This window comes from Snodgrassella alvi, assembly GCF_002777745.1.
Taxonomy (GTDB): domain Bacteria; phylum Pseudomonadota; class Gammaproteobacteria; order Burkholderiales; family Neisseriaceae; genus Snodgrassella; species Snodgrassella alvi_D.
The window spans coordinates 16,880-41,414 of the sequence record NZ_MEIO01000030.1; the positions used below are offsets into that span (position 1 = coordinate 16,880).

Consider the following 24,535-nt stretch of genomic DNA (forward strand, 5'->3'; position numbering starts at 1 on the left):
AAAAATGTTGTTATCAGGCAAATGTATTAAGCTAAATTATGTTGTTTTTATTCTTAATGCATATAACAAAAAGGCATAAGTGAATGCATAAGGGCTATTTCACAAGTTGGTTGCTTTTACGTATCCTTGAGCTGCACTATGTATTAAATGCTGGCTGAAGTGTTGCTGGCGCAGGAGTATAAAATGAATTTATCTTTGCTCGCGAACACAGTAGTGTTCGCGTTGTTGTTATGGGCGCTGAGCCGTATGCATTCCACTCAATGGAGTTTGTCCAGAAAAGTATTATTGGGCATGATTCTGGGTATTGTATTTGGTTTGGGGCTGCAATTCGTTTACGGCGCATCCAGTCCAGTGATTGATGCTTCTGTGCAGTGGTTTGACGTTGTTGGTAATGGCTATGTACGGCTATTACAAATGGTGGTAATGCCACTAGTGTTTGTTTCAATTTTAAGTGCAGTAGCACGGCTACATAATGCAACTCAGCTTGGAAAAATCAGCCTGATGACGATAGGAGTATTGCTGCTTACTACAGCTATTGCCGCGCTGATTGGTACTCTGCTTACCAGTTTGTTTGGACTGACTGCCAGTGGACTGATTCAGGGTGATGCTGAAACCGCGCGCTTCAATGCAATTCAGACAAATTATGTTGGTAAGGTGGCCGATTTAAGCGTACCACAGCTGTTACTGTCATTTATTCCGAAAAATCCTTTTGCCGATTTAACAGGAGCTAACCCAACTTCTATTATCAGTGTGGTGATTTTTGCTGCATTTTTGGGTATGGCTGCTTTGAAATTATTGAAAGATGATGCTGTTAAAGGTGAACGCGTATTGATGGCAATTGATATTCTGCAAAGCTGGGTAATGAAACTAGTGCGACTAGTGATGCTATTAACACCTTATGGTGTACTGGCTTTAATGACTAAGGTAGTGGCGGCTTCCAATATGCAGGATATTATCAAGCTGGGTGGCTTTGTATTAGTATCTTATCTGGCACTGGCACTGATGTTTATGGTGCATGGTTTGTTACTAGGAATATTTGGTATCAATCCGGGCAAATATTTTCAGAAAGTATGGCCAGTACTGACTTTTGCGTTTACCAGCCGTTCCAGTGCAGCTTCTATCCCACTTAATGTTGAAGTGCAGACGCAGCGTTTGGGTGTGCCGAGATCAATTGCCGGTTTTGCTGCTTCTTTTGGTGCTACTATTGGCCAGAATGGCTGTGCCGGCCTGTATCCTGCTATGCTGGCAACCATGATTGCGCCAACTGTGGGTATTAATCCTCTGGATCCATGGTGGATTGCAACACTGGTGGGGATGGTAACCATTAGTTCTGTAGGCGTGGCTGGTGTTGGAGGTGGCGCTACATTTGCTGCGCTGATTGTATTACCTGCAATGGGTTTACCGATTACTCTGGTTGCTTTGCTGATTTCTGTTGAACCATTGATTGATATGGGGCGTACGGCATTGAATGTCAGCGGTGCTATGACCGCAGGTACTTTAACTAGTCAGTGGCTGCATCAAACTAATAAGACAATATTCAATAATAATGAACATAGTGAACCGGTACAGTAATCGTTTTATGTTAAAGTAAGAATTATTATAGCTTGTCGCCAGTCTGAAATAGCAGACTGGCTGATTTTTTATTTGATCGGAGGCTGAGTAAATTGAGTGGCTTGCGGTTGTTGTCCAGACCATAAAACAGGACAGTTAAAAGCTAAACTGTCCTGTTGCAACCAAAAAGTGCTTAAAAATCGGTATTTGGCTGAGTTAATTGAATCCAGTTGCTTATCTGCTTTGTAAAACAATCTGTAACATGCGCCGGATTGGCTCAGCAGCGCCCCATAAAAGCTGGTCGCCCACAGTAAAGGCACTGATGTATTCGCCACCCATGCCCATTTTGCGAATGCGACCTACTGGTACAGTTAAGGTACCTGTTACAGCGGCTGGTGTTAGCTCATGTATGGAAGCATTTTTCTCATTAGGCACCACTTTTACCCATTCATTGGCTGTGGACAGAATTTTTTCAATTTCACCAACTGGTAAATCCTGTTTCAGTTTCAATGTTAATGCCTGACTATGGCAACGCATCGCACCTACACGCACACATAACCCATCAATAATAATTGGTTGTGCACTACGGCCTAAAATCTTATTGGTTTCAGCCGCACCTTTCCATTCTTCCTTCGACTGACCATTACCCAGATCAGCATCAATCCATGGAATCAGGCTACCCGCCAGTGGGACGCCAAACTGTGCCTGTGGATAGGCATCGCTGCGCAAAAAGTCGGCTACCTTGCGGTCGATGGCCAGAATGGCACTGGCCGGATCAGCCAGTTCAGTGCTGACCTGTGCTTCGATTGCACCCATGGCACTAATCAGCTCGCGCATATTCTGTGCGCCAGCACCAGATGCTGCCTGATAGGTCATGCTGGTGGCCCACTCCACTAAATCCTGCTCAAACAGGCCGCCCAGCGCCATCAGCATCAGTGACACGGTACAGTTGCCGCCAACAAAATCCCTGATTCCATTTGCCAAAGCAGTATCAATAACCGGACGGTTTACCGGATCGAGGACGATTACTGCCTTATCGCTCATCCGCAGGGTGGATGCGGCGTCAATCCAGTAACCCTGCCAGCCCTGTTCACGTAATGGCTGGTGTACTGCTTTTGTGTAGTCACCGCCCTGACAGGTAACAATAATATCCATTTGTGCCAGAGCATCCAGATTATGCGCATCCAGCAGGGTTTTTGCTGTCTGACCAAAATCTGGTGCTGCTGCACCGGCTGCCGACGTCGTAAAAAAATACGCATCTGCAATATCTTGAAAATCATTTTCTTCCTGCATACGCTGCATTAATACCGAACCCACCATACCGCGCCAGCCAACAAAACCTACTTTCACAGGGTACTCCTTAACTATTTTTAATTTAATAAAAATCTCTGATTACAGAAATACATTCAGTCTTTTAACCATAATCAGGATCATTTGTAAACTGTTAATTATTGTCGGGATAAATTTCTAACTGCACAGTGTATATTTTGTCGGGCTAATAACGTGAATTCAACGTGGCCAGTTTCCCGTATAGAATCAACAGGCATTCCAGTGTACACTTTCGCCTTTGTTTTCAATTGGCATTACTGATGAATTTACTGCGTACTTTGGCTAAAGTCAGCAGCATGACCATGTTGTCACGTATATTGGGTTTCATCCGCGACACCATCATTGCCCGCAGCTTTGGTGCAGGTATGGCTACTGATGCTTTTTTTGTGGCATTTAAATTGCCGAATCTGCTGCGGCGTATTTTTGCAGAAGGTGCGTTTTCACAGGCATTTGTGCCGATACTGGCTGAATATCGGGAAACACGTTCACCAGAGGCTACCCGGGCGTTTGTGCAGCACGTGGCCGGTTTGCTTTCATTCGTATTGATTATTGTTACTGCCATTGGTATTTTGACTGCGCCGGTAGTGATTTATTTATCTGCACCAGGATTTCAGCAGGATGCAGATAAGTTTTCTCTGTCAGTACAACTGTTACGCATTACTTTTCCTTACATTTTTCTGATTTCACTGTCCTCACTGGTTGGCAGCATACTCAATACCTACCATCAGTTTATCGTTCCGGCTTTTACCCCTACCTTTCTCAATATATCCTTTATTGTGTTTGCCTTATGGCTGGCACCTTATTTTCATCCACCGATTCTGGCTCTGGCATGGGCAGTATTCGTGGGTGGATTATTACAGTTGCTGTATCAGCTACCATATTTATTTAGGCTGGGTTTTCTTTCCATGCCTAAACTTAAATTTAGAGACACAGCAGTTAATCGAGTATTAAAACAAATGGCACCAGCCATTCTTGGAGTCTCTGTGGCTCAAATATCTCTGGTGATTAACACCATTTTTGCTTCCTATCTGCAATCCGGTTCAGTATCGTGGATGTATTATGCTGACCGGCTGATGGAATTGCCGACAGGTGTACTCGGTGTGGCTCTGGGAACCATTCTTTTACCTACTCTGTCAAGACACTCGGCTACCAATGATATTGCTAGTTTTTCTGCTTTACTGGATTGGGGTTTGCGTTTGTGTATGCTGCTGACTTTGCCAGCGGCAGTGGGTATGGCCGTATTGTCATTTCCACTGGTTGCCACTCTGTTTATGTACCGGCAATTCAGTGAATACGATGCGCTGATGACGCAGGGTGCTTTGGTAGCCTATTCGGTAGGACTGATTGGTCTGATCCTGATTAAAGTACTCGCACCGGGTTTTTATGCCCGCCAGAATATCAAAACACCAGTAAAAATCGCCATTTTCACCTTATGCATGACGCAAATGATGAACCTGCTGTTTATCTGGAAATTGCAACATGTCGGACTAGCACTCGCTATCAGTTTGGGCGCCTGTATTAATGCAGGCTTGCTATTTACCTTGTTAAGGCGGCAGAAACTGTATACGCCCAGTCCGGGGTGGGCGCGTTTTCTGGTACGTCTGATTCTGGCACTGATTATCATGGGTGTTGGTCTATGGACATTACAGCAATGGTTACCGTTCAATTGGCATAGTAATGGCTGGACAAAAGTTGGTCAGTTAAGTGTACTGATTATTGCCGGTATCGTTCTATACTTTGGTGCCTTGTTTGCATTGGGATTCCGTATACGTGATTTCCGGCGTGCTGAAGCAGAATAGGTGTGAGAGACCTTTGCTGGAAAGAATACATAATTTTAATTATTTGCTTTCAAATTCCTTTAATTCTTCGGCAATGAAATAATTAACCAGATCGGCGTATAGAGCTTTGATTACTTCTCCATTCAACCCCATCTCATCAGCCCATTGTTTGCGCTTTTCCAGCATGCTGTTAAAACGTTCTGTGGCTTGTACATCTGTAGCATTTTTTTGAATTTACTGGCTGTTTTTACATAGTTAAAACGGGCAGAAAGTAACTGAATTACAGTATAATCAATATGATCTATTTCTCTGCGAATGTCACTCATATCGTGACATTCAGCAGGCAAGAGAACAGGATGGTATTGCATCTTTTATATCCTCTGTTTTTAAGTGTTTATATATTATAAGGATATTTCAAAATTTGCATGTAGTTAAAATTGGTAAAGCTTTTAATTGTTATTTTTATTATATTTATTGTTAATAAATGATAATTTTTAAGGTAGATTTAGTTACTTGCATTATGTTATAGGGATAATAATAGTGTAATATGTCGTTTTAAGTTTTTAACCATTTGTAATAAATGAAAAAAAATTATGCTAGGCTGTTATAATTTTGAAAGAAGAAAAAAGAAGAAAATTGAAAATAAAATATTAATAACGCTAATGATAATTATTATCAATATCTTATTGAAAATATTATTTTTTTATTACTGATTAATGTAATACGTGCTTTTAATAACGTTCGAAATTAGTTACAATACATCAATTTTACCAATATTTGCATAAGGTCGGCGCGATTATGCTGGCGAATTATTTCCCCATCTTAATATTCATACTGGTTGGCTTTGCCGCTGGTGTTCTGTTTATTTCTCTCGGTTTGTTACTAGGGCCGAATCGACCATACAAAATGAAACAGGAACCGTTTGAGTGTGGTTTCGAAGCTTTTGAGAATGCGCGTATGAAATTCGACGTGCGTTACTATCTGGTAGCCATTTTATTCATCCTGTTTGACCTTGAGGTGGCTTTCATGGTGCCTTGGGCTGTTGTATTCAAAGAACTGGGCGCATACGGCTTCTGGTCAATGATGGTGTTTCTGCTGATTCTGGTTATCGGCTTTGTTTATGAATGGAAAAAAGGCGCTCTGGAATGGGAATAGAAGGCGTTTTAAAAAAAGGATTTGTCACAACTACCGCCGATACCGTACTTAATTACGTACGTACCGGTTCATTGTGGCCAGCTACCTTCGGTCTGGCCTGTTGTGCCGTAGAGATGATGCAGGCTGGCGCTGCTCGTTATGACCTTGACCGTTTTGGAATTATTTTTCGTCCCTCACCGCGCCAGTCTGACCTGATGATTGTCGCCGGTACCCTGTGCAACAAAATGGCTCCTGCATTGCGTCGCGTTTATGACCAGATGGCTGAACCACGCTGGGTATTGTCTATGGGTTCATGCGCCAATGGTGGCGGCTATTATCATTACTCCTATTCTGTGGTGCGTGGCTGCGACCGGATTGTACCGGTTGATGTGTATGTGCCCGGTTGCCCGCCTACCGCAGAGGCACTGGTTTACGGCCTGTTGCAGTTACAGCTTAAAATTAAACGTACCGCCACAATTGCGCGTGTATGAAAGTGAGGGAAATATGGCAGATATAGCAAAATTGAAAGCCGTGTGTGAAGCCACTTTCGGTGCTAAGATACGTTACTGTCTTGATCGCGGTGAACTGACACTGGATTGTGATGCAGCTGATTATCATCAGCTCATGCAAACCCTGCGCGACCACAATGAACTAAAATTTGAAACGCTGATTGACCTGTGTGGTGTTGACTACCAGAGCTACAAAAATGAACCGTGGCAGGGCAAGCGCTTTGCTGTGGTCAGTCACCTGCTGTCTGTAACAAATAACTGGCGTGTTCGTGTTCGTGTCTGGGTTGAAGCCGAAGATTTCCCCACCGTCGATTCTGTAGTCGATATTTATAACGGAGCCAATTGGTATGAACGCGAAGCGTTTGATATGTTTGGTATTCTGTTTAATAACCATCCTGACCTACGCCGTATTCTTACCGATTACGGATTTGTTGGTCATCCGTTTCGCAAAGATTTTCCCGTTTCCGGCTATGTTGAAATGCGTTATGACGAGGCTGAAGGCCGCGTAGTTTATCAGCCAGTAACGATTGAACCGCGTGAGGTTACCCCGCGCGTGGTGAGAGAGGAGCAGTACGGTGTCTAAGTTACGCAATTACACCATTAACTTCGGACCGCAGCATCCGGCTGCACATGGCGTATTGCGCCTGATTCTGGAAATGGATGGTGAAAACATTGTTCGTGCCGACCCGCATATCGGTTTGTTGCATCGTGGTACAGAAAAATTGGCTGAATCGCGCACTTATTTGCAAGCATTGCCATATATGGATCGTTTAGATTATGTATCCATGATGTGTAATGAACAGGCCTACTGCCTGTCGGTTGAACGCTTGCTCAATATCGAAGTACCTATCCGCGCCCAGTATATCCGCGTGATGTTTGCCGAAATTACCCGTATTCTCAATCATTTGATGGGTATAGGTTCGCATGCGTTGGATATTGGTGCCATGACTGTATTTCTTTACGCATTCCGTGAGCGTGAAGATTTAATGGATATCTACGAAGCGGTATCAGGAGCACGCATGCATGCTGCCTATTTCCGCCCCGGAGGTGTATATCGTGATTTGCCGGACTTCATGCCAAAGTATGAATCCAGCAAATACCGCAATGCCAAAGTACTGCAAAAACTTAATGCCAGTCGTGAAGGCACACTGCTGGATTTTATTGAAGACTTTACTAACCGTTTTCCCGCCTGTGTGGATGAATATGAAAATCTGCTCACCGACAACCGTATCTGGAAGCAGCGTACTGTTGGCATAGGCGTGGTTTCACCAGAGCGTGCCTTGCAAAAAGGCTTTACCGGTGTAATGTTGCGCGGTTCCGGTATTGAATGGGATATACGCAAGAAACAACCTTATGATGCTTATGCTAATGTAGATTTTGATATACCGGTAGGCATCAATGGTGACTGCTATGACCGTTATCTGTGCCGTATTCATGAGATGCGTCAGGCCAACCGCATTATCCGCCAGTGTGTGGACTGGCTGAAAGCCAACTCTGGTCCAGTGATTATTGACGACCATACCGTGGCACCGCCACCCCGTACCGCCATGAAAGACGGGATGGAAGAACTGATTCACCACTTCAAACTGTTTACCGAAGGTATGCATGTGCCAGAAGGTGAAGTTTATGTGCCTACTGAACATCCTAAAGGTGAGTTTGGTGTCTATCTGATTTCCGATGGTGCTAATAAACCTTACCGAATGAAAATCCGTGCTCCGGGCTTTGCCCATTTACAGGGCATGGACGAAATGGCGCGCGGCCACATGCTGGCGGATGTGGTTGCCATTATTGGTACACAGGATATTGTATTCGGGGAGGTGGATAGATAATGTTGTCCGCTGATAGCTTAAAACAGATTGATATAGAACTGGCAAAATACCCGGCCGACCAGCGCCGCAGTGCCATTATGTCTGCCTTACGTATTGCGCAGACCGAACTAGGTTGGTTGCAGCCAGAAACCATTGAGGAAGTAGCTGATTATATTGGTATTCCGCCGGCACAGGCGCTGGAGGTAGCTACTTTTTACAATATGTACAACCTCAAACCAGTTGGTAAATACAAACTGACCGTATGTACTAATCTGCCCTGTGCCCTGCGTGGTGGCGTGAATGCCGGTGAGTATCTGCAAAAACGGCTAGGTATCCGCTATGGCGAAACCACTGCTGATGGTAAATACACCTTGGTAGAAGGCGAGTGCATGGGTGCCTGTGGCGATGCGCCGGTGATGTTAGTGAATAATCATAAAATGTGTAGCTTTATGAGCGAAGAGGCCATTGAAGCGAAACTGGCGGAGTTGAACTGATGGCAATGTACCAGAATGGCGTGATTTTCGATCAGGTTGATACTTCCGACCCCAATTGCTGGACGCTGGAAGCTTATATAGCACGTGGTGGCTATCAGGCATTGAAAAAAATCATCAATGAAAAAATGTCACCAGATGATGTCATTGCCGAGCTTAAAACTTCCGGTCTGCGTGGTCGTGGTGGTGCCGGCTTTCCCACCGGGCTGAAATGGAGCTTTATGCCGCGTTCGTTTCCGGGCACCAAATATGTTGTCTGCAATACCGATGAAGGTGAGCCGGGCACATTCAAAGATCGCGATATCATTGATTACAATCCGCATGCGCTGATTGAAGGCATGATTATCGGTGGCTATGCCATGGGTGCCGCTGCTGGCTACAACTATATTCATGGTGAAATCTTTGAAAGCTATCAGCGTTTTGAGGCAGCCTTACACCAAGCACGTTTAGCTGGCTTTCTGGGTCAGAATATTCTCGGTAGCGATTTTAGTTTTGAGCTACATGCCCATCATGGCTATGGTGCTTATATCTGTGGTGAAGAAACTGCGCTGTTGGAATCTCTGGAAGGCAAGAAAGGCCAGCCACGCTTCAAACCGCCTTTTCCGGCTTCATATGGTTTATACGGCAAGCCTACTACCGTCAATAACACCGAAACCTTTTCCTCTGTGCCATTCATTATTCGTGATGGCGGCCAGCAGTTTGCCGATAAGGGTATTCCTAATAATGGTGGAACCAAACTCTTTTCCGTATCCGGTCATGTCGAGCGTCCGGGTAACTACGAAGTTCCACTAGGTACGCCATTCAAAGATTTACTGGAAATGTGCGGTGGCATGCGTAATGGCAAAAAACTTAAAGCAGTGATTCCGGGTGGTTCTTCTGCACCGGTATTGCCGGCTGACATCATAATGGAACTAACCATGGATTATGATGCCATTGCCAAGGCTGGTTCAATGCTGGGCTCTGGTGCAGTAATCGTAATGGATGAAGATGTCTGCATGGTAAAGGCGCTGGAACGACTCAGCTATTTCTATTTTGAAGAATCATGTGGTCAATGCACGCCTTGTCGCGAAGGAACTGGCTGGCTATATCGCATTATTCACCGTATTACCTCTGGTAAAGGTCGACCGGAGGATCTGGATTTGCTGGAATCAATCGGCAGTAATATGTCCGGACGCACCATCTGTGCGCTGGCGGACGCGGCAGTAATGCCGATACAAGGCTTTATGAAGCATTTCCGGTCCGAGTTTGAGCACTATATCAAACACGGCAAACCCATGAAAGAACATCGCTGGTGCTAAGGCACTATCTGCTTAATTAGGATTGCGAACCTTATGTTACAAATTCAAATTGACGGTAAACAACTCTCTGTCGAGCAGGGCAGTACGGTGATGGAAGCCGCCCATCAGGCCGGTACCTTTATTCCGCATTTTTGCTATCACAAAAAATTATCTATCGCCGCCAACTGTCGCATGTGTTTGGTAGAGGTGGAAAAATCACGCAAGCCGTTACCTGCATGCGCCACACCTGTTACCGATGGTATGGTAGTTAAAACCGGTTCCCCTCTGACTAAAGATGCACAGAAAGGGGTAATGGAGTTTTTACTAATTAATCACCCGCTGGATTGTCCGATCTGCGATCAAGGCGGTGAATGTCTGTTGCAGGATCTGTCAATGGGCTATGGCAAAGGTGCCAGTCGTTACTCTGAAGCCAAACATGCTGTAGCCGGCAAGGAAATGGGGCCATTGGTATCTGCTGCGGAAATGAGTCGCTGCATACACTGTACCCGCTGTATTCGTTTTACCGAAGAAATTGCCGGCAAACAGGAATTGGCGATGAAGAATCGCGGCGAAAATTCTGAAATTACTCCGTTTGACGGTAAAACACTGGAAACTGAGTTGTCTGGTAACGTGATAGACTTATGCCCTGTTGGCGCCTTAACCAGCAAACCATTTCGCTATGACAGCCGTTCATGGGAGTTAAGCCGGCGTAAAACCATTTCTGCTCATGATGCCTTAGGCAGTAATCTGATTGTTCAGACTAAAGACCACACAGTACGGCGCGTATTGCCACTAGAAAACGAAGCCATCAATGAATGCTGGCTCAGTGACCGCGACCGTTTTGCCTATGCCGGCCTGTATCAGGAGCGCTTACTACACCCGCAAATCAAACAAGATAACCAGTGGTATATTGTCGACTGGCAAACGGCACTGGATTATGTTGCCAAAGGATTACATGGTGTCAGTCATGACTTTGGTGCCGATGGTATTGGTATGTGGGTCAATCCAGCCAACACTGTTGAGGAAATGCATCTGGCACGAAAACTGGCTGATGGTCTCGGTGTTAATGCTGTTGATAGCCGCCTGCGTTCACTGGATAGCCGTTTAACTGCTGCTGAAGGTGCTCAATGGTTGGGACAAAGCATTGAACAACTGGCGGCAAATGAAGTAATTCTGGTGATTGGTGCGCGTTTGCGGCAGGAACAGCCATTACTCACCGCTCGTATTCGTCAGGCTACTAAAAACGGTACCAAAGTAGCTGTTCTGGCTGCTGCCGATGAAGAACTCTTTATGCCCTTATTGGCACAAGTAAGTCTGCATCCGTATCAGTGGATTGACTGGCTGAGTGATGCACTTAACAGCGAAGTAGGGCAAGCATTATTACAAGCAGAAAAAACCAGTATTATTCTCGGTGCAGATGTGCTCAATCACCCCGATGCAGGAGCTGTCTATACTGCTGCACAGGATTTGGCTGCGGCCACCGGTAGTATTTTAGGAGTATTGCCACAGGCAGCCAACAGTATCGGTGCTGAAGTGCTCGGTGTGGCAGCCAGAAAACCAGAGCACACTATTGCTGCACAGATAGCACAACCTAAACAGGCAGTGATGTTGCTTAATGTTGAGCCGGATATGGATGTAGCCAATGGCGCTGCCGCTATTGCTGCATTGAAGCAAGCACAGACGGTGATGGCCTGCAGTGTCTACGACAGTGAAGTATTGCGGGAAGTAGCAGACGTATTGCTGCCAATTACTCCATTTACCGAAACATCTGGCAGTTTTGTCAACATGGAAGGTCGTTTACAGTCATTTCATGGAGTAGTACAGGCTTACGGTGAAGCAAGACCATTATGGAAAGTATTGCGAGTACTGGGAAATGTACTTGAATTGCCGGGCTTTGAGTATGAAAACACCCAGCAAATTCTAACTGATGCATTTGTCAAAGAGCAATTACCAGCATTGCTGAATAATCGTATTCAACCGGTTGCTACCACTAATCCGGATATCAGTCTGGTACGTGTTGGTGGCGTCAGCTTGTATGCTACCGATGGTATCGTGCGTCGTTCTGAGCCTTTGCAAAATACAGTTCATGCCACAGTGCCCATAGCTCGAGCTCATAGTGCCACACTGAATGCGCAAGGGTTGGCTGATGGTGATACCGCACAGGTCAGACAGGGCAATAGTACCGTAGCCATTACTGTAACAGCTGACGACACACTGCCAGAAAACGTACTGTTGTTGCCATTACATCAGAGTAACTGGCAATTGGGTGCTTTATTGACCACTGTTGAATTGAGTAAAGGATAATCATGCAAGCGTGGTTTCAACAATTACTGGGTAACGACTTCGGCTTACTGGTGTCTGTCATTGTCAAAATAGTCATCATTATGTTGCCGCTGATTCTTACCGTGGCCTACCTGACTTATTTTGAACGTAAAGTCATCGGTTACATGCAGCTGCGTGTCGGCCCGAACGTAACCGGCCCTTATGGTTTAATCCAGCCATTCGCTGATGTATTAAAACTATTATTTAAAGAAGTCACCCGCCCATCACAGGCAAATAAGGCGTTGTTCTATATCGGGCCAATGATGTCACTGATGCCAGCATTTGCTGCCTGGGCAGTGATTCCGTTCAGTGAAAGCTGGTTTCTGACCAGAATCAATGCCGGTTTGCTCTATATCCTGATGATTACCTCTCTGTCTGTGTATGGTGTCATCATTGCCGGCTGGGCTTCCAACTCCAAATATGCTTTTCTGGGTGCCATGCGTGCTTCGGCACAAACCATATCCTATGAAATAGCCATGGGTTTTGCCCTGATTGGGGTGATAATGGTATCCGGCAGCATGGATTTTCACGATATCGTGATGGCACAAGCCAAAGGTTATGCCGGTGGTTCGGTTTTTTCATGGAACTGGTTGCCTTTATTCCCATTATTTGTGGTGTATCTGATTTCCGCAGTGGCCGAAACCAATCGTGCTCCGTTTGACGTGGCCGAAGGTGAATCAGAAATTGTTGCTGGCTTTCATGTCGAATATTCTGGTTTTGCCTTTGCCTTATTTTTCCTGGCCGAATATATATTCATGATTCTGGTAGCAGCCCTGACTGCACTGTTGTTCTTTGGTGGCTGGCTATCACCTTTCCCGCAAAGCTGGGGCTTCATTGGGACACCAAGCGTACTGTGGATGTTCCTGAAAATGGCGCTGGTGTTGTACTTTTACCTGTGGATACGGGCAACTTTCCCGCGCTACCGCTACGATCAGATTATGCGTCTGGGCTGGAAAGTACTGATCCCGGTAACCATTGTCGCAGTGATTGTATTGGGTTTATGGATGATTTCACCCCTGTCTTTATGGCATTAAACAGGGAGAGGCACTGATATGGCAAATATAATTAAAACTTTTCTGATGACCGAGTTACTTTCGGGCATGAAAGTAACCTTAAAGAACTTTTTTGCACGTAAAGAAACCATTTATTTCCCTGAAGAAAAAACCCCGCAATCGGTTCGGTTTCGTGGTCTGCATGCGCAGCGGCGCTATCCCAATGGCGAAGAGCGGTGCATTGCCTGCAAACTGTGTGAAGCCGTGTGTCCGGCAATGGCGATTAATATCGAGTCGGAAAAGCGCGAGGACGGTACACGGCGAACAACCCGTTATGACATCGATCTGACTAAATGTATCTTCTGCGGTTTTTGTGAAGAAGCCTGTCCGGTAGACGCCATTGTAGAAACACAGATTTTCGAATATCACGGTGAAAAACGCGGAGATCTGTATTTCACTAAACCCATGTTGCTGGCAATTGGTGATCGCTATGAAAAAGATATCGCCAAATGTAAAGCCGCAGATGCACCGTATCGCTAAGGGGTAGTCATGAATTTACCATTAATACTGTTTTATGTATTTGCCGCGGTTATTCTGCTTGGTGCAATAAATACAGTGATTGCCAAAAATCCGGTACATGCAGTTTTGTTTCTGGTGCTGACATTCTGTGCCAGTGCCATGATGTGGATTCTGATGCAGGCCGAATTTCTGGGCATTGTGCTGGTAGTGGTCTATGTAGGGGCAGTAATGGTACTGTTCCTGTTTGTCATCATGATGCTCAATATTGATATTGAACAGATGCGCGCCGGCTTCTGGCGTCATGCACCTGTTGCCGCGCTGGTAGGTATTCTCACCGCCGCACTGCTGATTGTGATTCTGGTGAATCCGCAGCTGGATCTGGCACATCTGGGAACAGATAAGCCGTTGCCGGCCGATTACAGTAATGTACGCGACTTAGGTATGCAGATTTACACTACCTATCTGTTACCGTTCGAACTGGCTGCCATATTACTGGTGCTGGGGATGGTGGCTGCCATTGCACTGGTACACCGGCAAACGCATAATCCACGCCGTACCAATCCGGCTGAACAGGTTAAAGTACAGGCAAAAGACCGCTTCCGTATGGTGAAAATGCAACCTGAAGTGACTACACCAGTAACCGAAACCAGTGACGAAGTGACAGAAGGGGAGAAAAAAGCATGATTACCTTAACCCATTATCTGGTTCTCAGCGCGATATTATTTGCCATTTCTGCCATGGGCATTTTTATGAACCGCAAAAATGTACTTGTGCTGCTGATGTCAATCGAATTAATGCTGCTGGCAGTGAACTTTAATTTCGTGGCTTTTTCCCGTTATCTCGGTGACACGGCCGGCCAGATTTTCGTCTTTTTTATTCTGACAGTTGCTGCGGCTGAATCTGCCATTGGTCTGGCGATTATGGTGCTGATCTTCCGTAACCGTCAGAGCATTAACGTACAGGATCTGGATAGTCTCAAAGGCTAACGGGTGAGAGGAACGAGAGAAAATTATGTCTATTTATCTGTTTATTGCTTTGGCTCCGCTCATCGGTTCACTGCTGGCTGGTTTGTGCGGTAAGCTGATTGGCCGTAGGGGAGCGCATAGCGTTACTATTGCCGGGGTGGCCATTTCTGCAGCATTGTCTGCCTGGGTGCTTTATGGTTTTATGAATGGCACCCGCCAGCCTTTTGATGAAAACGTTTATACCTGGCTGACCATGGGCGGGCTGGACTTTTCAGTTGGCTTCCTGATTGATACCCTAACCGCCACCATGCTGGTGATTGTCACCAGTGTGTCACTGATGGTGCATATCTACACCATTGGTTACATGAGTGATGATGATGGTTATCAGCGCTTTTTCAGCTATATCTCATTATTCACCTTCTCCATGCTGATGCTGGTGATGAGTAATAACTTTATCCAGTTGTTCTTTGGCTGGGAAGCAGTGGGGCTGGTATCTTATCTGCTGATTGGTTTTTACTTCAAACGTGACAGTGCCATTTTTGCCAACCTGAAAGCATTTCTGGTGAATCGCGTTGGGGACTTTGGCTTTGTATTGGGGATTGGCTTGATACTGGCCTATTTCGGCGGCAGCCTGCGCTATGTTGATGTGTTCCAGCATATTGATCAGGTGAAAAATGCCACCATCGAACTAATTCCCGGTCATCCGTGGTCACTGATTACCGTTACCTGTATTCTGCTGTTCGTGGGGGCGATGGGTAAATCTGCACAGTTTCCATTGCATGTGTGGCTGCCGGATTCAATGGAAGGTCCAACCCCGATTTCTGCACTGATTCACGCCGCCACTATGGTGACCGCTGGTATTTTCATGGTGTCACGTATGTCACCACTATATGAACTGTCTGATACCGCACTGGGTGTGATTATGGTATCTGGCACCATTACCGCGCTGTTTATGGGCTTTCTGGGCATGATTCAGAATGATATCAAGCGTGTGATTGCCTATTCCACCCTGTCACAACTTGGTTACATGACCGTGGCACTCGGTGCTTCAGCTTATAATATTGCCGTCTTCCATGTAATGACCCATGCTTTCTTCAAAGCCCTGTTATTCCTTGCAGCCGGTAGTGTGATTATGGGCATGCACCATGATCAGGATATGCGTCATATGGGCGGCTTGCGCAAGTATATGCCGGTAACGTGGATTTGCATGCTGATTGGTTCCCTGTCGCTGATTGGCACACCATTCTTCTCTGGCTTCTATTCCAAGGATTCCATTATCGATGCAGTAAAAGCGTCAAACCTGCCTTTCAGCAGTATTGCCTATGTCGCACTGGTAGCCAGTGTGTTTGTGACCGCTTTCTACTCATTCCGCCTGTATTTTATGGTTTTTCACGGCGAAGAAAAATGGCGTAAAGCCGGGCATGGTGAGCATCATCATGGCGAAGAACACCATGGTCTGCGTCCACAGGATAATCCACATGAAAGCCCGCTGGTAGTAACCATTCCGCTGATTCTGCTGGCTATTCCTTCAGTATTTGTCGGCATGTGGGCCATCAAACCGATGCTGTTTAGTGATTTCTACCAGCATGTGATATTCATTAACAGTGCAGCACATCCGGCGCTGGCCGCTGTAGAAGAGGAATATCACGGCATCTTTGCCATGGCCTTACACAGCCTGACTACTCCCGTATTATGGCTGGTCATTGCCGGGGTAGTACTGGCGTGGTTCTTCTACATGAAAAAACCACAGATTCCGGCCAGAATCGTGGCGTCTATCCGTCCGGTTTATACCCTGCTGGATAACAAATACTATCTGGATGCGCTTTACTATAACGTTTTTGCCAAAGGCAGCCGCCTGCTGGGAACGTTATTCTGGAAAGTAGGCGACGTTTTCATCATTGATAAATTAATCGTTAACGGTGCCGCACGCGTGGTTGCCACTGTTGCGGCACTGGTACGACGGATTCAGACCGGCTACATCTATACCTATGCAACCGCAATGGTGGTTGGTGTGTTCGTGCTGGTAGCGTGGACTTTCTGGCCGTTACTGAAAACGATGTTCGGCGGTTAATTGAAGGCATTCAACTTGGTATCTTTAGGCTATAAATATGTACGATAACTTACTCAGTTTGGCGATTTGGCTGCCTGTAGCGGCCGGCATCGTAGTGCTGGCGACCGGCTCAGACAGGCACGCTGGTATAGCCAGAATGCTGGCCTTAATCGGTGCGCTGGTTTCCTTTTTAATCACCTTACCGCTGTTTTTCAAATTCGACCGTTTAAATGGTGGATTTCAGTTCACAGAGTTTCATGTCTGGATTGAAAGTCTCAACATCAACTATGCTTTAGGCGTTGATGGTTTGTCTGTTCTGTTTGTTATTCTGAACAGCTTTACCACCTTACTGGTAGTGATGGCTGGCTGGCAGGTTATTCAGAAACGGCCGGCACAATATATGGCCGCATTCCTGATTATGTCGGGACTGATTAATGGCGCATTTGCAGCCATGGATGCAATTCTGTTTTACGTATTCTTTGAAGGCATGCTGATTCCGATGTATCTGATCATCGGTATCTGGGGTGGTCCACGGCGCGTATATGCATCCATCAAATTTTTTCTGTATACACTGATGGGTTCACTACTGATGTTAGTAGGTTTTGTGTACCTGTCCTCGCAGACTGGCAGCTTCTCAATTGAAGCATGGCATAACATCAACCACATTGCCATGACTGCACAGATTTTGCTGTTTATCGGCTTTTTCCTGTCTTTTGCAGTGAAAGTGCCGATGTGGCCAGTGCACACATGGCTGCCAGATGCTCACGTAGAGGCGCCTACTGGCGGCTCGATGGTATTAGCTGCCATTACCCTGAAAATCGGTGGTTATGGTTTCCTGCGTTTTATTCTGCCTATCCTGCCAGATGCTGCACGTTATTTTGCGCCGGCAATGATTGTACTGAGTCTGGTAGCAGTGATTTATATCGGCATGGTAGCGCTGGTACAGACAGACATGAAAAAGCTGGTGGCTTATTCTTCCATCAGCCACATGGGTTTTGTCACCTTAGGCTTCTTCCTGTTTACAGGCGGGTATCTGAATGACTGGGCCTTTAAAGGTGCCATCATGCAGATGGTGTCACATGGTTTTGTTTCGGCTGCCATGTTCATGAGTATCGGCGTAATGTATGACCGCATGCATACCCGTGATATTTCTGCTTACGGTGGTGTGGTAAACAGTATGCCGGTATTTGCCTCTTTCATGCTGCTGTTTGCCATGGCCAACGCAGGCTTGCCCGGTACTTCCGGTTTTGTGGGCGAATTTATGGTAATTGTCGGCGCAGTAAAAACCAATTTCTGGATTGGTGCTCTGGCAGCATTAACCCTGATTTATGGTGCAGCCTATACCCTGTGGATGTTTAAACGAGTTATTTTTGGCACCATCAAAAACCCCGAAGTGGAGCAATTAAAAGATGTGAATAAACGCGAACTGCTTATTCTGGTGATTCTGGCTATAGCGGTACTCGGTTTTGGTTTGTATCCCGAACCATTTATCGCCGTTGTCCATCAGGCAGCAAATGATTTAATTGTCCAAGCGGCACAAAGCAAACTGTAAGGAAATGTGAATGAACTGGACAGATTTAACAATATTTCCCGCTGTACCGGAACTGGTGCTGACTGTAGTGCTGTTTACAGTGCTGCTGGTGGATTTATGGCTCAATGACAGACAACGCTGGATAACCTGTACCCTGTCAATCATCGGATTGATACTAACGGCAGTAGTACAGTTTCTGGTTTGGACGGAACAGCCACAATATGCTTTCCATGATATGTTTGTTTTGGATGGCATGGCGCAGCTAGCTAAGTTATGCATGTATGTTCTGGTTATTGCCCTGTTTATTTACAGCCAGACTTATCTGCGTGCCAAAAATATCTATCAGGGTGAATTTTATACACTGACCCTGTTTGCATTACTGGGCATGAACATCATGGTTTCAGCATGCCATTTCCTTACCCTGTATGTAGGGCTGGAATTGCTGTCACTGGCGCTGTATGCTCTGATTGCCCTGCAACGCGATAGTGGTCGTGCGGCTGAAGCAGCACTGAAGTATTTTGTGCTTGGCGCGCTGGCTTCCGGTTTACTGCTATATGGTATTTCACTGATTTATGGTGCAACGGGTACTTTGCAGTTGCAGCAGGTGCTGGCGGCTAGTCAAAACAGTGCTAATCCGTGGCTTTTAAAGCTAGGCGTAGTATTTATTGTAGCCGGCATCGCGTTTAAACTGGGTGGCGTGCCTTTCCATATGTGGGTGCCAGATGTGTATCAGGGCGCACCTACTGCTGTTACCGCACTGGTCGGTACAGCGCCGAAAATTGCCGCAACAGTATTTGCTTTCCGCATTCTTGTTTATGGACTGGTCACTCAATGGGAAAGCTGGCGTGAATTACTGTTGATATTGGGTATTGCTTCGCTGTTGGTGGGTAATCTGGCTGCCATCATGCAAACCAATATCAAGCGTATGCTTGGCTTCTCAACAGTATCGCATATGGGCTTTATTCTGCTGGCGCTGCTGGCTGGAGAAACTGGTTGTACCGCAGCTATGTATTACGCCATCACCTATGCTTTAATGGCTTCTGTAGCATTTGCCATTTTGATGCTGTTGTCCGGCAGAGATGTTGAATGTCAGAATATCAGCGATCTGGCTGGCCTGAACCAGAAAAATGCCTGGTATGCATTTTTAATGCTGCTGGCGATGTTTTCTATGGCTGGTATTCCGCCGTTAATGGGCTTTTATGCCAAACTGGCGGTTATTAAGGCATTACTCGCCAGTGGTTATCTGTGGGTATCTGTGTATGCAGTAGTAATGTCACTAATCGGTGCTTTCTATTATCTGCGTGTGGTGAAAACCATGTATTTCGATACACCTGACTCCGTTGCAGAACCTGTTTTTAATATGACCTTTCTGGGCAAGCTGGTTTTATCCATTAACGGTTTATTATTACTGTTATGGGGTGTATTGCCTGATGGAGTGATGGCTTGGTGTGTACAGGCATTGTTGCATAGCTAAAACACCTTGTATTTTCAAACAGCAGCCATAATGGCTGCTGTTTTTGTAAATGCTGAACATACTTATCAAAGCTCATAACCGTAGGTAGAATGATTAGTTCATCCGTTGAAATAATAGCTGCATGGTAACCATGAATAATTCAAAATTTGATATCCGCCTAGTTAAACGTGTGGTAGTAAAGGTAGGTTCCAGCCTTGTTACCAAGGGCGGAGATGGAATAGACCAGAATACCCTGAATAATTGGGCACAGCAAATTGCACAATTGCGAGCCCGCGGTATTCAGATAGTACTGGTATCCAGTGGTGCTATTGCAGAAGGAATGAAACGGCTGGGTTGGAAGGTACGTCCTAAAGCAATTAACGAATTACAGGCAGCAGCAGCTGTAGGACAGATGGGGCTCGCACAGGCATATGAAGTTGCGTTTGAATCACTACATATTCAAACAGCCCAGATTTTACTCACTCACGATGATCTAAGTCACCGTACCCGCTATCTAAACGCACGCAGTACCATCCGTACCCTACTAGAGCAGGGAGTAGTGCCGATTATTAATGAAAACGATTCTGTTACCATTGATGAAATCAAACTTGGTGATAATGATACTCTGGGGGCACTGGTAGCCAATCTAATTGAAGCAGATGTGTTGATTATCCTGACAGATCAGGATGGATTATACGACCGTGACCCGCGCCAGCATGCTAATGCCAGATTTATTCATAAAATTGCAGCCAGCCATCCGGATCTGGAAAGTATGGCCGGTGGTGCAGGTAGCAGTGTAGGTACAGGAGGGATGTATACCAAAGTATTGGCTGCGAGACGGGCTGCTTTGAGTGGTGCAGCAACCTGTATTGCCAGTGGATATGCTGATAATGTGCTATTGCATTTACTTAACGGTAACGAGGTCGGTACATTGTTTACACCGGATGATAACCGTTTGAATGCACGTCAGCAGTGGTTATCAGGACAATTACAACTGGGAGGTAAGTTAACTATTGATGATGGTGCAGCTCAAGCACTTACAATGAATAATTCTAGTTTATTATCAGTAGGCTGTATTGATGTTTCGGGTCATTTTGATCGTGGAGCATTAGTATCTGTATGTAATCAGGCTGGTATCGAAATTGCTCGTGGTCTGATTAATTATAATGACCGAGAAATATCACGATTATTGCATCAGCCCTCACATATGATTGAAGATATTTTGGGTTATGTAGCTGAAGAAGAATTAATACATCGTGATAATATGGTTTTATGCCGTTTGTAATCTTTTCGCTAAAAGTATTCTAAGATAAAGCGGACTTAATACAATAGCTCATTTTGGTTTAGACAGATATTTTAAAATCAGTTTTATATCTAGGAGATAAAACTGATTTTATGCATTTAATGAATAGGGATAATATGTAAATACAGATATTCTTCAGTATAAGTATAGTTTGAATAGATATACCAACTAATATAGCTTTTAATGGTGATTTTATGTAGGCTTGCAACAAATTCAAAAGTAAACTAATAATGGAGACAATAAATGACAGAATATAACTCCATCAGTATTGGATAACTGGCCTTAAAAATATGAACAGTCAGCTCCATTCAGAGTGAAAAATAGTCCTAACAAGAAAGAAATGAATTAATTAAGCCGCAGAATGAAAAAACATTGAATAATATGTTATTGGAGAGAACGCATAGCGCAATAATTATATTGCAACATTGTATTGCAGTTTGCTTCTATTAATTAGAATTATCTTAAATTATTTTAATATCAATCTATTCTATTAAAATTAAGAAAAATTTACGACTTTGTGCTGCAAGCGATTAATTACATGATATTTATAATAAATTAAAATTTATGGCTCTATAAAGGCACATAATCGATTTATAGAAAAATGTATACAAATAATCAACTTTGCCTAATATTTATTTTCGTAGTTTCGGTTATTAGACTATTTATGATAATTTCTTCATAGAACCTTAATTGTAAATTTTAAATGATATATAAATATTAGATTAAAGATTGATGAAGATACAATGTTTAAATATAGTTAATGATAGTTTTAGACACTAAATTTAATTCAAAAATACAGATATTTGTTCTATAAGAAAAGAAATTGGCATTTTGTTAATACTTCATCTGGAAATATCATAATAATCATAATGATAGTTTTTAATTACAATTAATCAAATTAATTCTAGATTTAATAACAAATATTTAATTGATATTTTGTACATTTAATGTTTACGTGAGCAACATGGAAAAACGCAATAAAACCGGTACCATGAAAATTACATGGTACCGGTTTGCGTAAGATAGTATGCGCTTTATACGCAAAGCTTCAGTTTAATTTACCAAAGAACTTTAAGTCCTACTGATCCATTTACTGGAGCTTTTACCTTGGTATCACTACCATTAGACCAAGTATGGCCAATCTCACCATAGACTGAGACATTATCGTTGACATCATAGCTTCCGCCAACAGCTACCTCAGTGCTGGTATGTCCACCGCCATTATGTAATGTGGTAGAGGCATTTCGAGTAGTAAAGGTAGTGTGATCAGTTCCATTAGGAGAATAGAACAAGTTCAAACGTGTATATGGACGTAATGTACCTTTACCTGTCTGATAATTGCCTTCCATACGAGCTCCAACACGGAACAGCCATGCATCATTGTGTCCCTGTTTAACAGTAGTATTACCACTGATATTACTGTCATCCAGATCCAGCCACTGATGTACGATCTGAGCCTGTGGTTCTAGCTTCCACGCACTGTTACCTAAGGAGAACGGTTTACCAGCTTCAACAGAAGCAGTTACACCGTGACCTTTTTGTTTACTGTTCGTGTTGCCGTCAGGTTTAATGTCAACATTATGCCGTGCGCCTTGTAAAACTAAATCTACATATGCACCGTTGTCATGGGTGTAATTTCCATAAGCACCGAGGAAGTAAGATTTAGTAGCATTGTTACCAACACGGCCATTAACACCGCTGGCAAAGCCATCTACATCCAGATCTCCATGCAGATAACCTAAATAGCCACCAACATGCCAGCCGTTATGTTGCCAGATATCACTACCTAACTGTAGACCAGCATAATCGCCCTTACTGCGAGCATCTGCAGCACCATTCTGCTGGATATCTGTGCGAGAGGCAATGACTCTGCCCCAGCTCATATGCGAATCAGATTGTGCAGAGTTGCCCAGGCGTTGGTGCATATTACCCAGCATAATACTGTCAGCTTGACGCAACTGAGCACCCACAGCAGCATACAGTGGTACTTCTTTACGGTACAGTACTTTTGATTTAGATGATGTAGGATCTACAACCCTAGAGCGTAGATACCAGTCATTGCCTTCGCCATCAGTATCGCCTTTTGACAGACGATATTCAAAAGCGCCAGCATCAACATGCCCACCAGCCAAACTAAATGCTTCATCTTCACTGATACCTTCGACATTAATAATATCGATTCCATCAGTATCACCTGTATCAGCACCGAGGCCACCATCATTATGCACAGCAACAGAAGTCGTACCGGTTGCATCACCCGTAATAAGTAATTTATCGGTATTTCCTAAGGTAGTATCAAGCTCTAATTTACCATTATCTCCGACATAATCTCCGTCAATTGTCAATAAATCACCAGCATTGTGATTATTACTCAAACTTATAGTACCCGCATTCATAACATTACCATGAATGGTTGCTGTCTGAGTCGGTTCTATAGTTTTCAGTAATTCCGGTGATGGGGAAAGATCTAATGTTCCCTCATTAGCAATCACGAGGTTAGTGGTACTCAAGTCACCAGTTAAAGTAAGTTTGCCTTGTTTCTCAACATTGATATTGTCCCAGTTAAGAATAGCTACATTACCTTCGCTACCGCCGTTGGTAGAGGAACCTTTGAGCGTACCATGGATATTTAGGGTATCAATGTCGCCCTCACCCTTACCACCATCAATGGCCGTAATTTGAGAAATATCGGCACCCTGATTAATGGTAAGAATGTCATTACCTTTACCAAGCTCGATTGCTCCGATAACTTTGGAACCGTCCTCAAGAGTGACGTGAGCATTAGTATCGTCATCCTGAATGGCAACACCCGCACCACCGGAAACAATTGCACCATTCTGCAAGGTAATAACGTTTGTTGCACCAGATGCACCAGATGTATGAATACCAGCACCTGTTTCACCTACTACCTCATCAGCGACATTTATACTAATCACACCGGTATCGGAATTATTGATAGCCTTAATACCGACAGATCCAACAAGTTTACCGGTTGTCGTATAAGTTTGACCATTTGGTGAATTATTTTCAATAACAACAGCCGCAGTACCGTTGCCTGTACCGTTGTTGCCTGAGCCGTTGCCGGTTTCATCAGAGCCGTTACCGGTTTCATCAGAGCCGTTACCGGTTTCATCAGAGCCGTTACCGGTTTCATCAGAGCCGTTACCGGTTCCATCAGAGCCGTTACCGGTTTCATCAGAGCCGTTACCGGTTTCATCAGAACCGTTACCGGTTTCATCGGAACCGTTGCCAGTTTCATCGGAACCGTTGCCGGTTTCATCAGAGCCGTTGCCAGTTTCATCGGAACCGTTACCGGTTTCATCAGAGCCGTTGCCAGTTTCATCGGAACCGTTGCCGGTTTCATCAGAGCCGTTGCCGGTTTCATCGGAACCGTTACCGGTTTCATCAGAGCCGTTGCCGGTTTCATCGGAACCGTTACCGGTTTCATCGGAACCGTTACCGGTTTCATCGGAACCGTTACCAGTTTCATCGGAACCGTTGCCGGTTTCATCAGAGCCGTTGC

At 44.8% G+C, this 24,535-nt stretch carries 21 protein-coding genes; 17 read left to right on the top strand and 4 right to left on the bottom strand.

Annotation, left to right across the window (positions count from 1 at the left end; genetic code table 11):
* The first annotated feature begins 183 nt into the window (after positions 1-183).
* Positions 184-1,572 (top strand): L-cystine transporter, encoded by a 1,389-nt coding sequence (locus tag BHC51_RS04520; protein ID WP_100099754.1) that lies wholly within the window; start codon positions 184-186, stop codon positions 1,570-1,572.
* Between the two features lie 213 nt (positions 1,573-1,785).
* Here BHC51_RS04520 and asd read toward each other — a convergent pair whose 3' ends face one another.
* Positions 1,786-2,901: an aspartate-semialdehyde dehydrogenase gene (asd, locus tag BHC51_RS04525; protein WP_100099745.1), complete on the bottom strand. Its 1,116-nt coding sequence runs from the start codon at positions 2,899-2,901 to the stop codon at positions 1,786-1,788.
* 239 nt (positions 2,902-3,140) lie between these two features.
* Between asd and murJ the strand changes: the two genes are divergently transcribed.
* A complete protein-coding gene (gene murJ / locus BHC51_RS04530) occupies positions 3,141-4,679 on the top strand; it encodes a murein biosynthesis integral membrane protein MurJ (protein WP_100099744.1) in 1,539 nt (512 codons plus the stop codon).
* Positions 4,680-4,718: 39 nt separating this feature from the next.
* Here the strand turns inward: murJ and BHC51_RS13030 are convergent, their stop codons facing one another.
* Both BHC51_RS13030 and BHC51_RS13265 read right to left on the bottom strand, forming a co-directional pair.
* Positions 4,719-4,844: a hypothetical protein gene (locus BHC51_RS13030; RefSeq protein ID WP_257381552.1), complete on the bottom strand. Its 126-nt coding sequence runs from the start codon at positions 4,842-4,844 to the stop codon at positions 4,719-4,721.
* Positions 4,802-5,026 (bottom strand): chorismate mutase, encoded by a 225-nt coding sequence (locus tag BHC51_RS13265; protein ID WP_218964602.1) that lies wholly within the window; start codon positions 5,024-5,026, stop codon positions 4,802-4,804. Before BHC51_RS13265 ends, BHC51_RS13030 begins: the two co-directional genes overlap by 43 nt.
* 430 nt (positions 5,027-5,456) lie before the next feature.
* Between BHC51_RS13265 and BHC51_RS04540 the strand changes: the two genes are divergently transcribed.
* From BHC51_RS04540 to proB, 15 genes are all read left to right on the top strand, one after another.
* Positions 5,457-5,813, top strand: coding sequence for an NADH-quinone oxidoreductase subunit A (locus tag BHC51_RS04540; protein WP_100099743.1), 357 nt, complete (start codon positions 5,457-5,459; stop codon positions 5,811-5,813).
* Positions 5,804-6,283: a NuoB/complex I 20 kDa subunit family protein gene (locus tag BHC51_RS04545; protein WP_037407271.1), complete on the top strand. Its 480-nt coding sequence runs from the start codon at positions 5,804-5,806 to the stop codon at positions 6,281-6,283. Before BHC51_RS04540 ends, BHC51_RS04545 begins: the two co-directional genes overlap by 10 nt.
* A gap of 13 nt (positions 6,284-6,296) precedes the next feature.
* The gene (locus BHC51_RS04550; RefSeq protein ID WP_100099742.1) at positions 6,297-6,884 is read left to right on the top strand and encodes an NADH-quinone oxidoreductase subunit C; all 588 of its coding nucleotides are present in this window, start codon (positions 6,297-6,299) and stop codon (positions 6,882-6,884) included.
* Positions 6,877-8,130 carry an NADH-quinone oxidoreductase subunit D gene (locus tag BHC51_RS04555; RefSeq protein WP_100101341.1) on the top strand — a complete coding sequence of 418 codons (1,254 nt, stop codon included), beginning with the start codon at positions 6,877-6,879 and terminating at the stop codon, positions 8,128-8,130. Before BHC51_RS04550 ends, BHC51_RS04555 begins: the two co-directional genes overlap by 8 nt.
* Positions 8,130-8,603 (top strand): NADH-quinone oxidoreductase subunit NuoE, encoded by a 474-nt coding sequence (nuoE, locus tag BHC51_RS04560; RefSeq protein WP_100101342.1) that lies wholly within the window; start codon positions 8,130-8,132, stop codon positions 8,601-8,603. The genes BHC51_RS04555 and nuoE overlap by 1 nt, the downstream gene beginning before the upstream one ends.
* On the top strand, positions 8,603-9,898 hold the full coding sequence (gene nuoF, locus BHC51_RS04565) for an NADH-quinone oxidoreductase subunit NuoF (protein WP_100153429.1): 1,296 nt from the start codon (positions 8,603-8,605) through the stop codon (positions 9,896-9,898). Before nuoE ends, nuoF begins: the two co-directional genes overlap by 1 nt.
* A gap of 33 nt (positions 9,899-9,931) precedes the next feature.
* Positions 9,932-12,181 (top strand): NADH-quinone oxidoreductase subunit NuoG, encoded by a 2,250-nt coding sequence (gene nuoG, locus BHC51_RS04570; protein ID WP_100153430.1) that lies wholly within the window; start codon positions 9,932-9,934, stop codon positions 12,179-12,181.
* 2 nt (positions 12,182-12,183) lie between these two features.
* Complete coding sequence (gene nuoH / locus BHC51_RS04575) at positions 12,184-13,233, top strand: NADH-quinone oxidoreductase subunit NuoH (protein ID WP_100099737.1); 1,050 nt, start codon at positions 12,184-12,186, stop codon at positions 13,231-13,233.
* An 18-nt stretch (positions 13,234-13,251) separates the two neighbouring features.
* The gene (gene nuoI, locus BHC51_RS04580; protein ID WP_100090208.1) at positions 13,252-13,731 is read left to right on the top strand and encodes an NADH-quinone oxidoreductase subunit NuoI; all 480 of its coding nucleotides are present in this window, start codon (positions 13,252-13,254) and stop codon (positions 13,729-13,731) included.
* A 9-nt stretch (positions 13,732-13,740) separates the two neighbouring features.
* The gene (locus tag BHC51_RS04585) at positions 13,741-14,394 is read left to right on the top strand and encodes an NADH-quinone oxidoreductase subunit J (RefSeq protein ID WP_100099736.1); all 654 of its coding nucleotides are present in this window, start codon (positions 13,741-13,743) and stop codon (positions 14,392-14,394) included.
* Positions 14,391-14,696, top strand: coding sequence for an NADH-quinone oxidoreductase subunit NuoK (gene nuoK, locus BHC51_RS04590; protein WP_025329732.1), 306 nt, complete (start codon positions 14,391-14,393; stop codon positions 14,694-14,696). The genes BHC51_RS04585 and nuoK overlap by 4 nt, the downstream gene beginning before the upstream one ends.
* Positions 14,697-14,721: 25 nt before the next feature.
* Positions 14,722-16,746: an NADH-quinone oxidoreductase subunit L gene (nuoL, locus tag BHC51_RS04595; RefSeq protein ID WP_100099735.1), complete on the top strand. Its 2,025-nt coding sequence runs from the start codon at positions 14,722-14,724 to the stop codon at positions 16,744-16,746.
* Between the two features lie 37 nt (positions 16,747-16,783).
* A complete protein-coding gene (locus BHC51_RS04600; RefSeq protein ID WP_100136033.1) occupies positions 16,784-18,277 on the top strand; it encodes an NADH-quinone oxidoreductase subunit M in 1,494 nt (497 codons plus the stop codon).
* Positions 18,278-18,287: 10 nt separating this feature from the next.
* Complete coding sequence (nuoN, locus tag BHC51_RS04605) at positions 18,288-19,730, top strand: NADH-quinone oxidoreductase subunit NuoN (RefSeq protein ID WP_100099733.1); 1,443 nt, start codon at positions 18,288-18,290, stop codon at positions 19,728-19,730.
* Between the two features lie 130 nt (positions 19,731-19,860).
* Entirely contained in the window at positions 19,861-20,994 is a 1,134-nt protein-coding gene (gene proB, locus BHC51_RS04610; RefSeq protein ID WP_100099732.1) for a glutamate 5-kinase, read from the top strand.
* A 1,076-nt stretch (positions 20,995-22,070) separates the two neighbouring features.
* Here the strand turns inward: proB and BHC51_RS04615 are convergent.
* The coding region (locus BHC51_RS04615) for an autotransporter family protein (RefSeq protein WP_100153431.1) at positions 22,071-24,535 on the bottom strand (2,465 nt) is incomplete at its 5' end.

What these genes read in the sequence shown, in the direction of transcription:
- BHC51_RS04520 (WP_100099754.1), top strand. Translation starts at nt 184, where the DNA reads ATGAATTTATCTTTGCTCGCGAACACAGTAGTGTTCGCGTTGTTGTTA.
- murJ (WP_100099744.1), top strand. Translation starts at nt 3,141, where the DNA reads ATGAATTTACTGCGTACTTTGGCTAAAGTCAGCAGCATGACCATGTTG.
- BHC51_RS13030 (WP_257381552.1), bottom strand. Translation starts at nt 4,844, where the DNA reads ATGCTGGAAAAGCGCAAACAATGGGCTGATGAGATGGGGTTGAATGGA.
- BHC51_RS13265 (WP_218964602.1), bottom strand. Translation starts at nt 5,026, where the DNA reads ATGCAATACCATCCTGTTCTCTTGCCTGCTGAATGTCACGATATGAGT.
- BHC51_RS04540 (WP_100099743.1), top strand. Translation starts at nt 5,457, where the DNA reads ATGCTGGCGAATTATTTCCCCATCTTAATATTCATACTGGTTGGCTTT.
- BHC51_RS04545 (WP_037407271.1), top strand. Translation starts at nt 5,804, where the DNA reads ATGGGAATAGAAGGCGTTTTAAAAAAAGGATTTGTCACAACTACCGCC.
- BHC51_RS04550 (WP_100099742.1), top strand. Translation starts at nt 6,297, where the DNA reads ATGGCAGATATAGCAAAATTGAAAGCCGTGTGTGAAGCCACTTTCGGT.
- nuoE (WP_100101342.1), top strand. Translation starts at nt 8,130, where the DNA reads ATGTTGTCCGCTGATAGCTTAAAACAGATTGATATAGAACTGGCAAAA.
- nuoF (WP_100153429.1), top strand. Translation starts at nt 8,603, where the DNA reads ATGGCAATGTACCAGAATGGCGTGATTTTCGATCAGGTTGATACTTCC.
- nuoG (WP_100153430.1), top strand. Translation starts at nt 9,932, where the DNA reads ATGTTACAAATTCAAATTGACGGTAAACAACTCTCTGTCGAGCAGGGC.
- nuoH (WP_100099737.1), top strand. Translation starts at nt 12,184, where the DNA reads ATGCAAGCGTGGTTTCAACAATTACTGGGTAACGACTTCGGCTTACTG.
- nuoI (WP_100090208.1), top strand. Translation starts at nt 13,252, where the DNA reads ATGGCAAATATAATTAAAACTTTTCTGATGACCGAGTTACTTTCGGGC.
- BHC51_RS04585 (WP_100099736.1), top strand. Translation starts at nt 13,741, where the DNA reads ATGAATTTACCATTAATACTGTTTTATGTATTTGCCGCGGTTATTCTG.
- nuoK (WP_025329732.1), top strand. Translation starts at nt 14,391, where the DNA reads ATGATTACCTTAACCCATTATCTGGTTCTCAGCGCGATATTATTTGCC.
- nuoL (WP_100099735.1), top strand. Translation starts at nt 14,722, where the DNA reads ATGTCTATTTATCTGTTTATTGCTTTGGCTCCGCTCATCGGTTCACTG.
- BHC51_RS04600 (WP_100136033.1), top strand. Translation starts at nt 16,784, where the DNA reads ATGTACGATAACTTACTCAGTTTGGCGATTTGGCTGCCTGTAGCGGCC.
- nuoN (WP_100099733.1), top strand. Translation starts at nt 18,288, where the DNA reads ATGAACTGGACAGATTTAACAATATTTCCCGCTGTACCGGAACTGGTG.
- proB (WP_100099732.1), top strand. Translation starts at nt 19,861, where the DNA reads ATGAATAATTCAAAATTTGATATCCGCCTAGTTAAACGTGTGGTAGTA.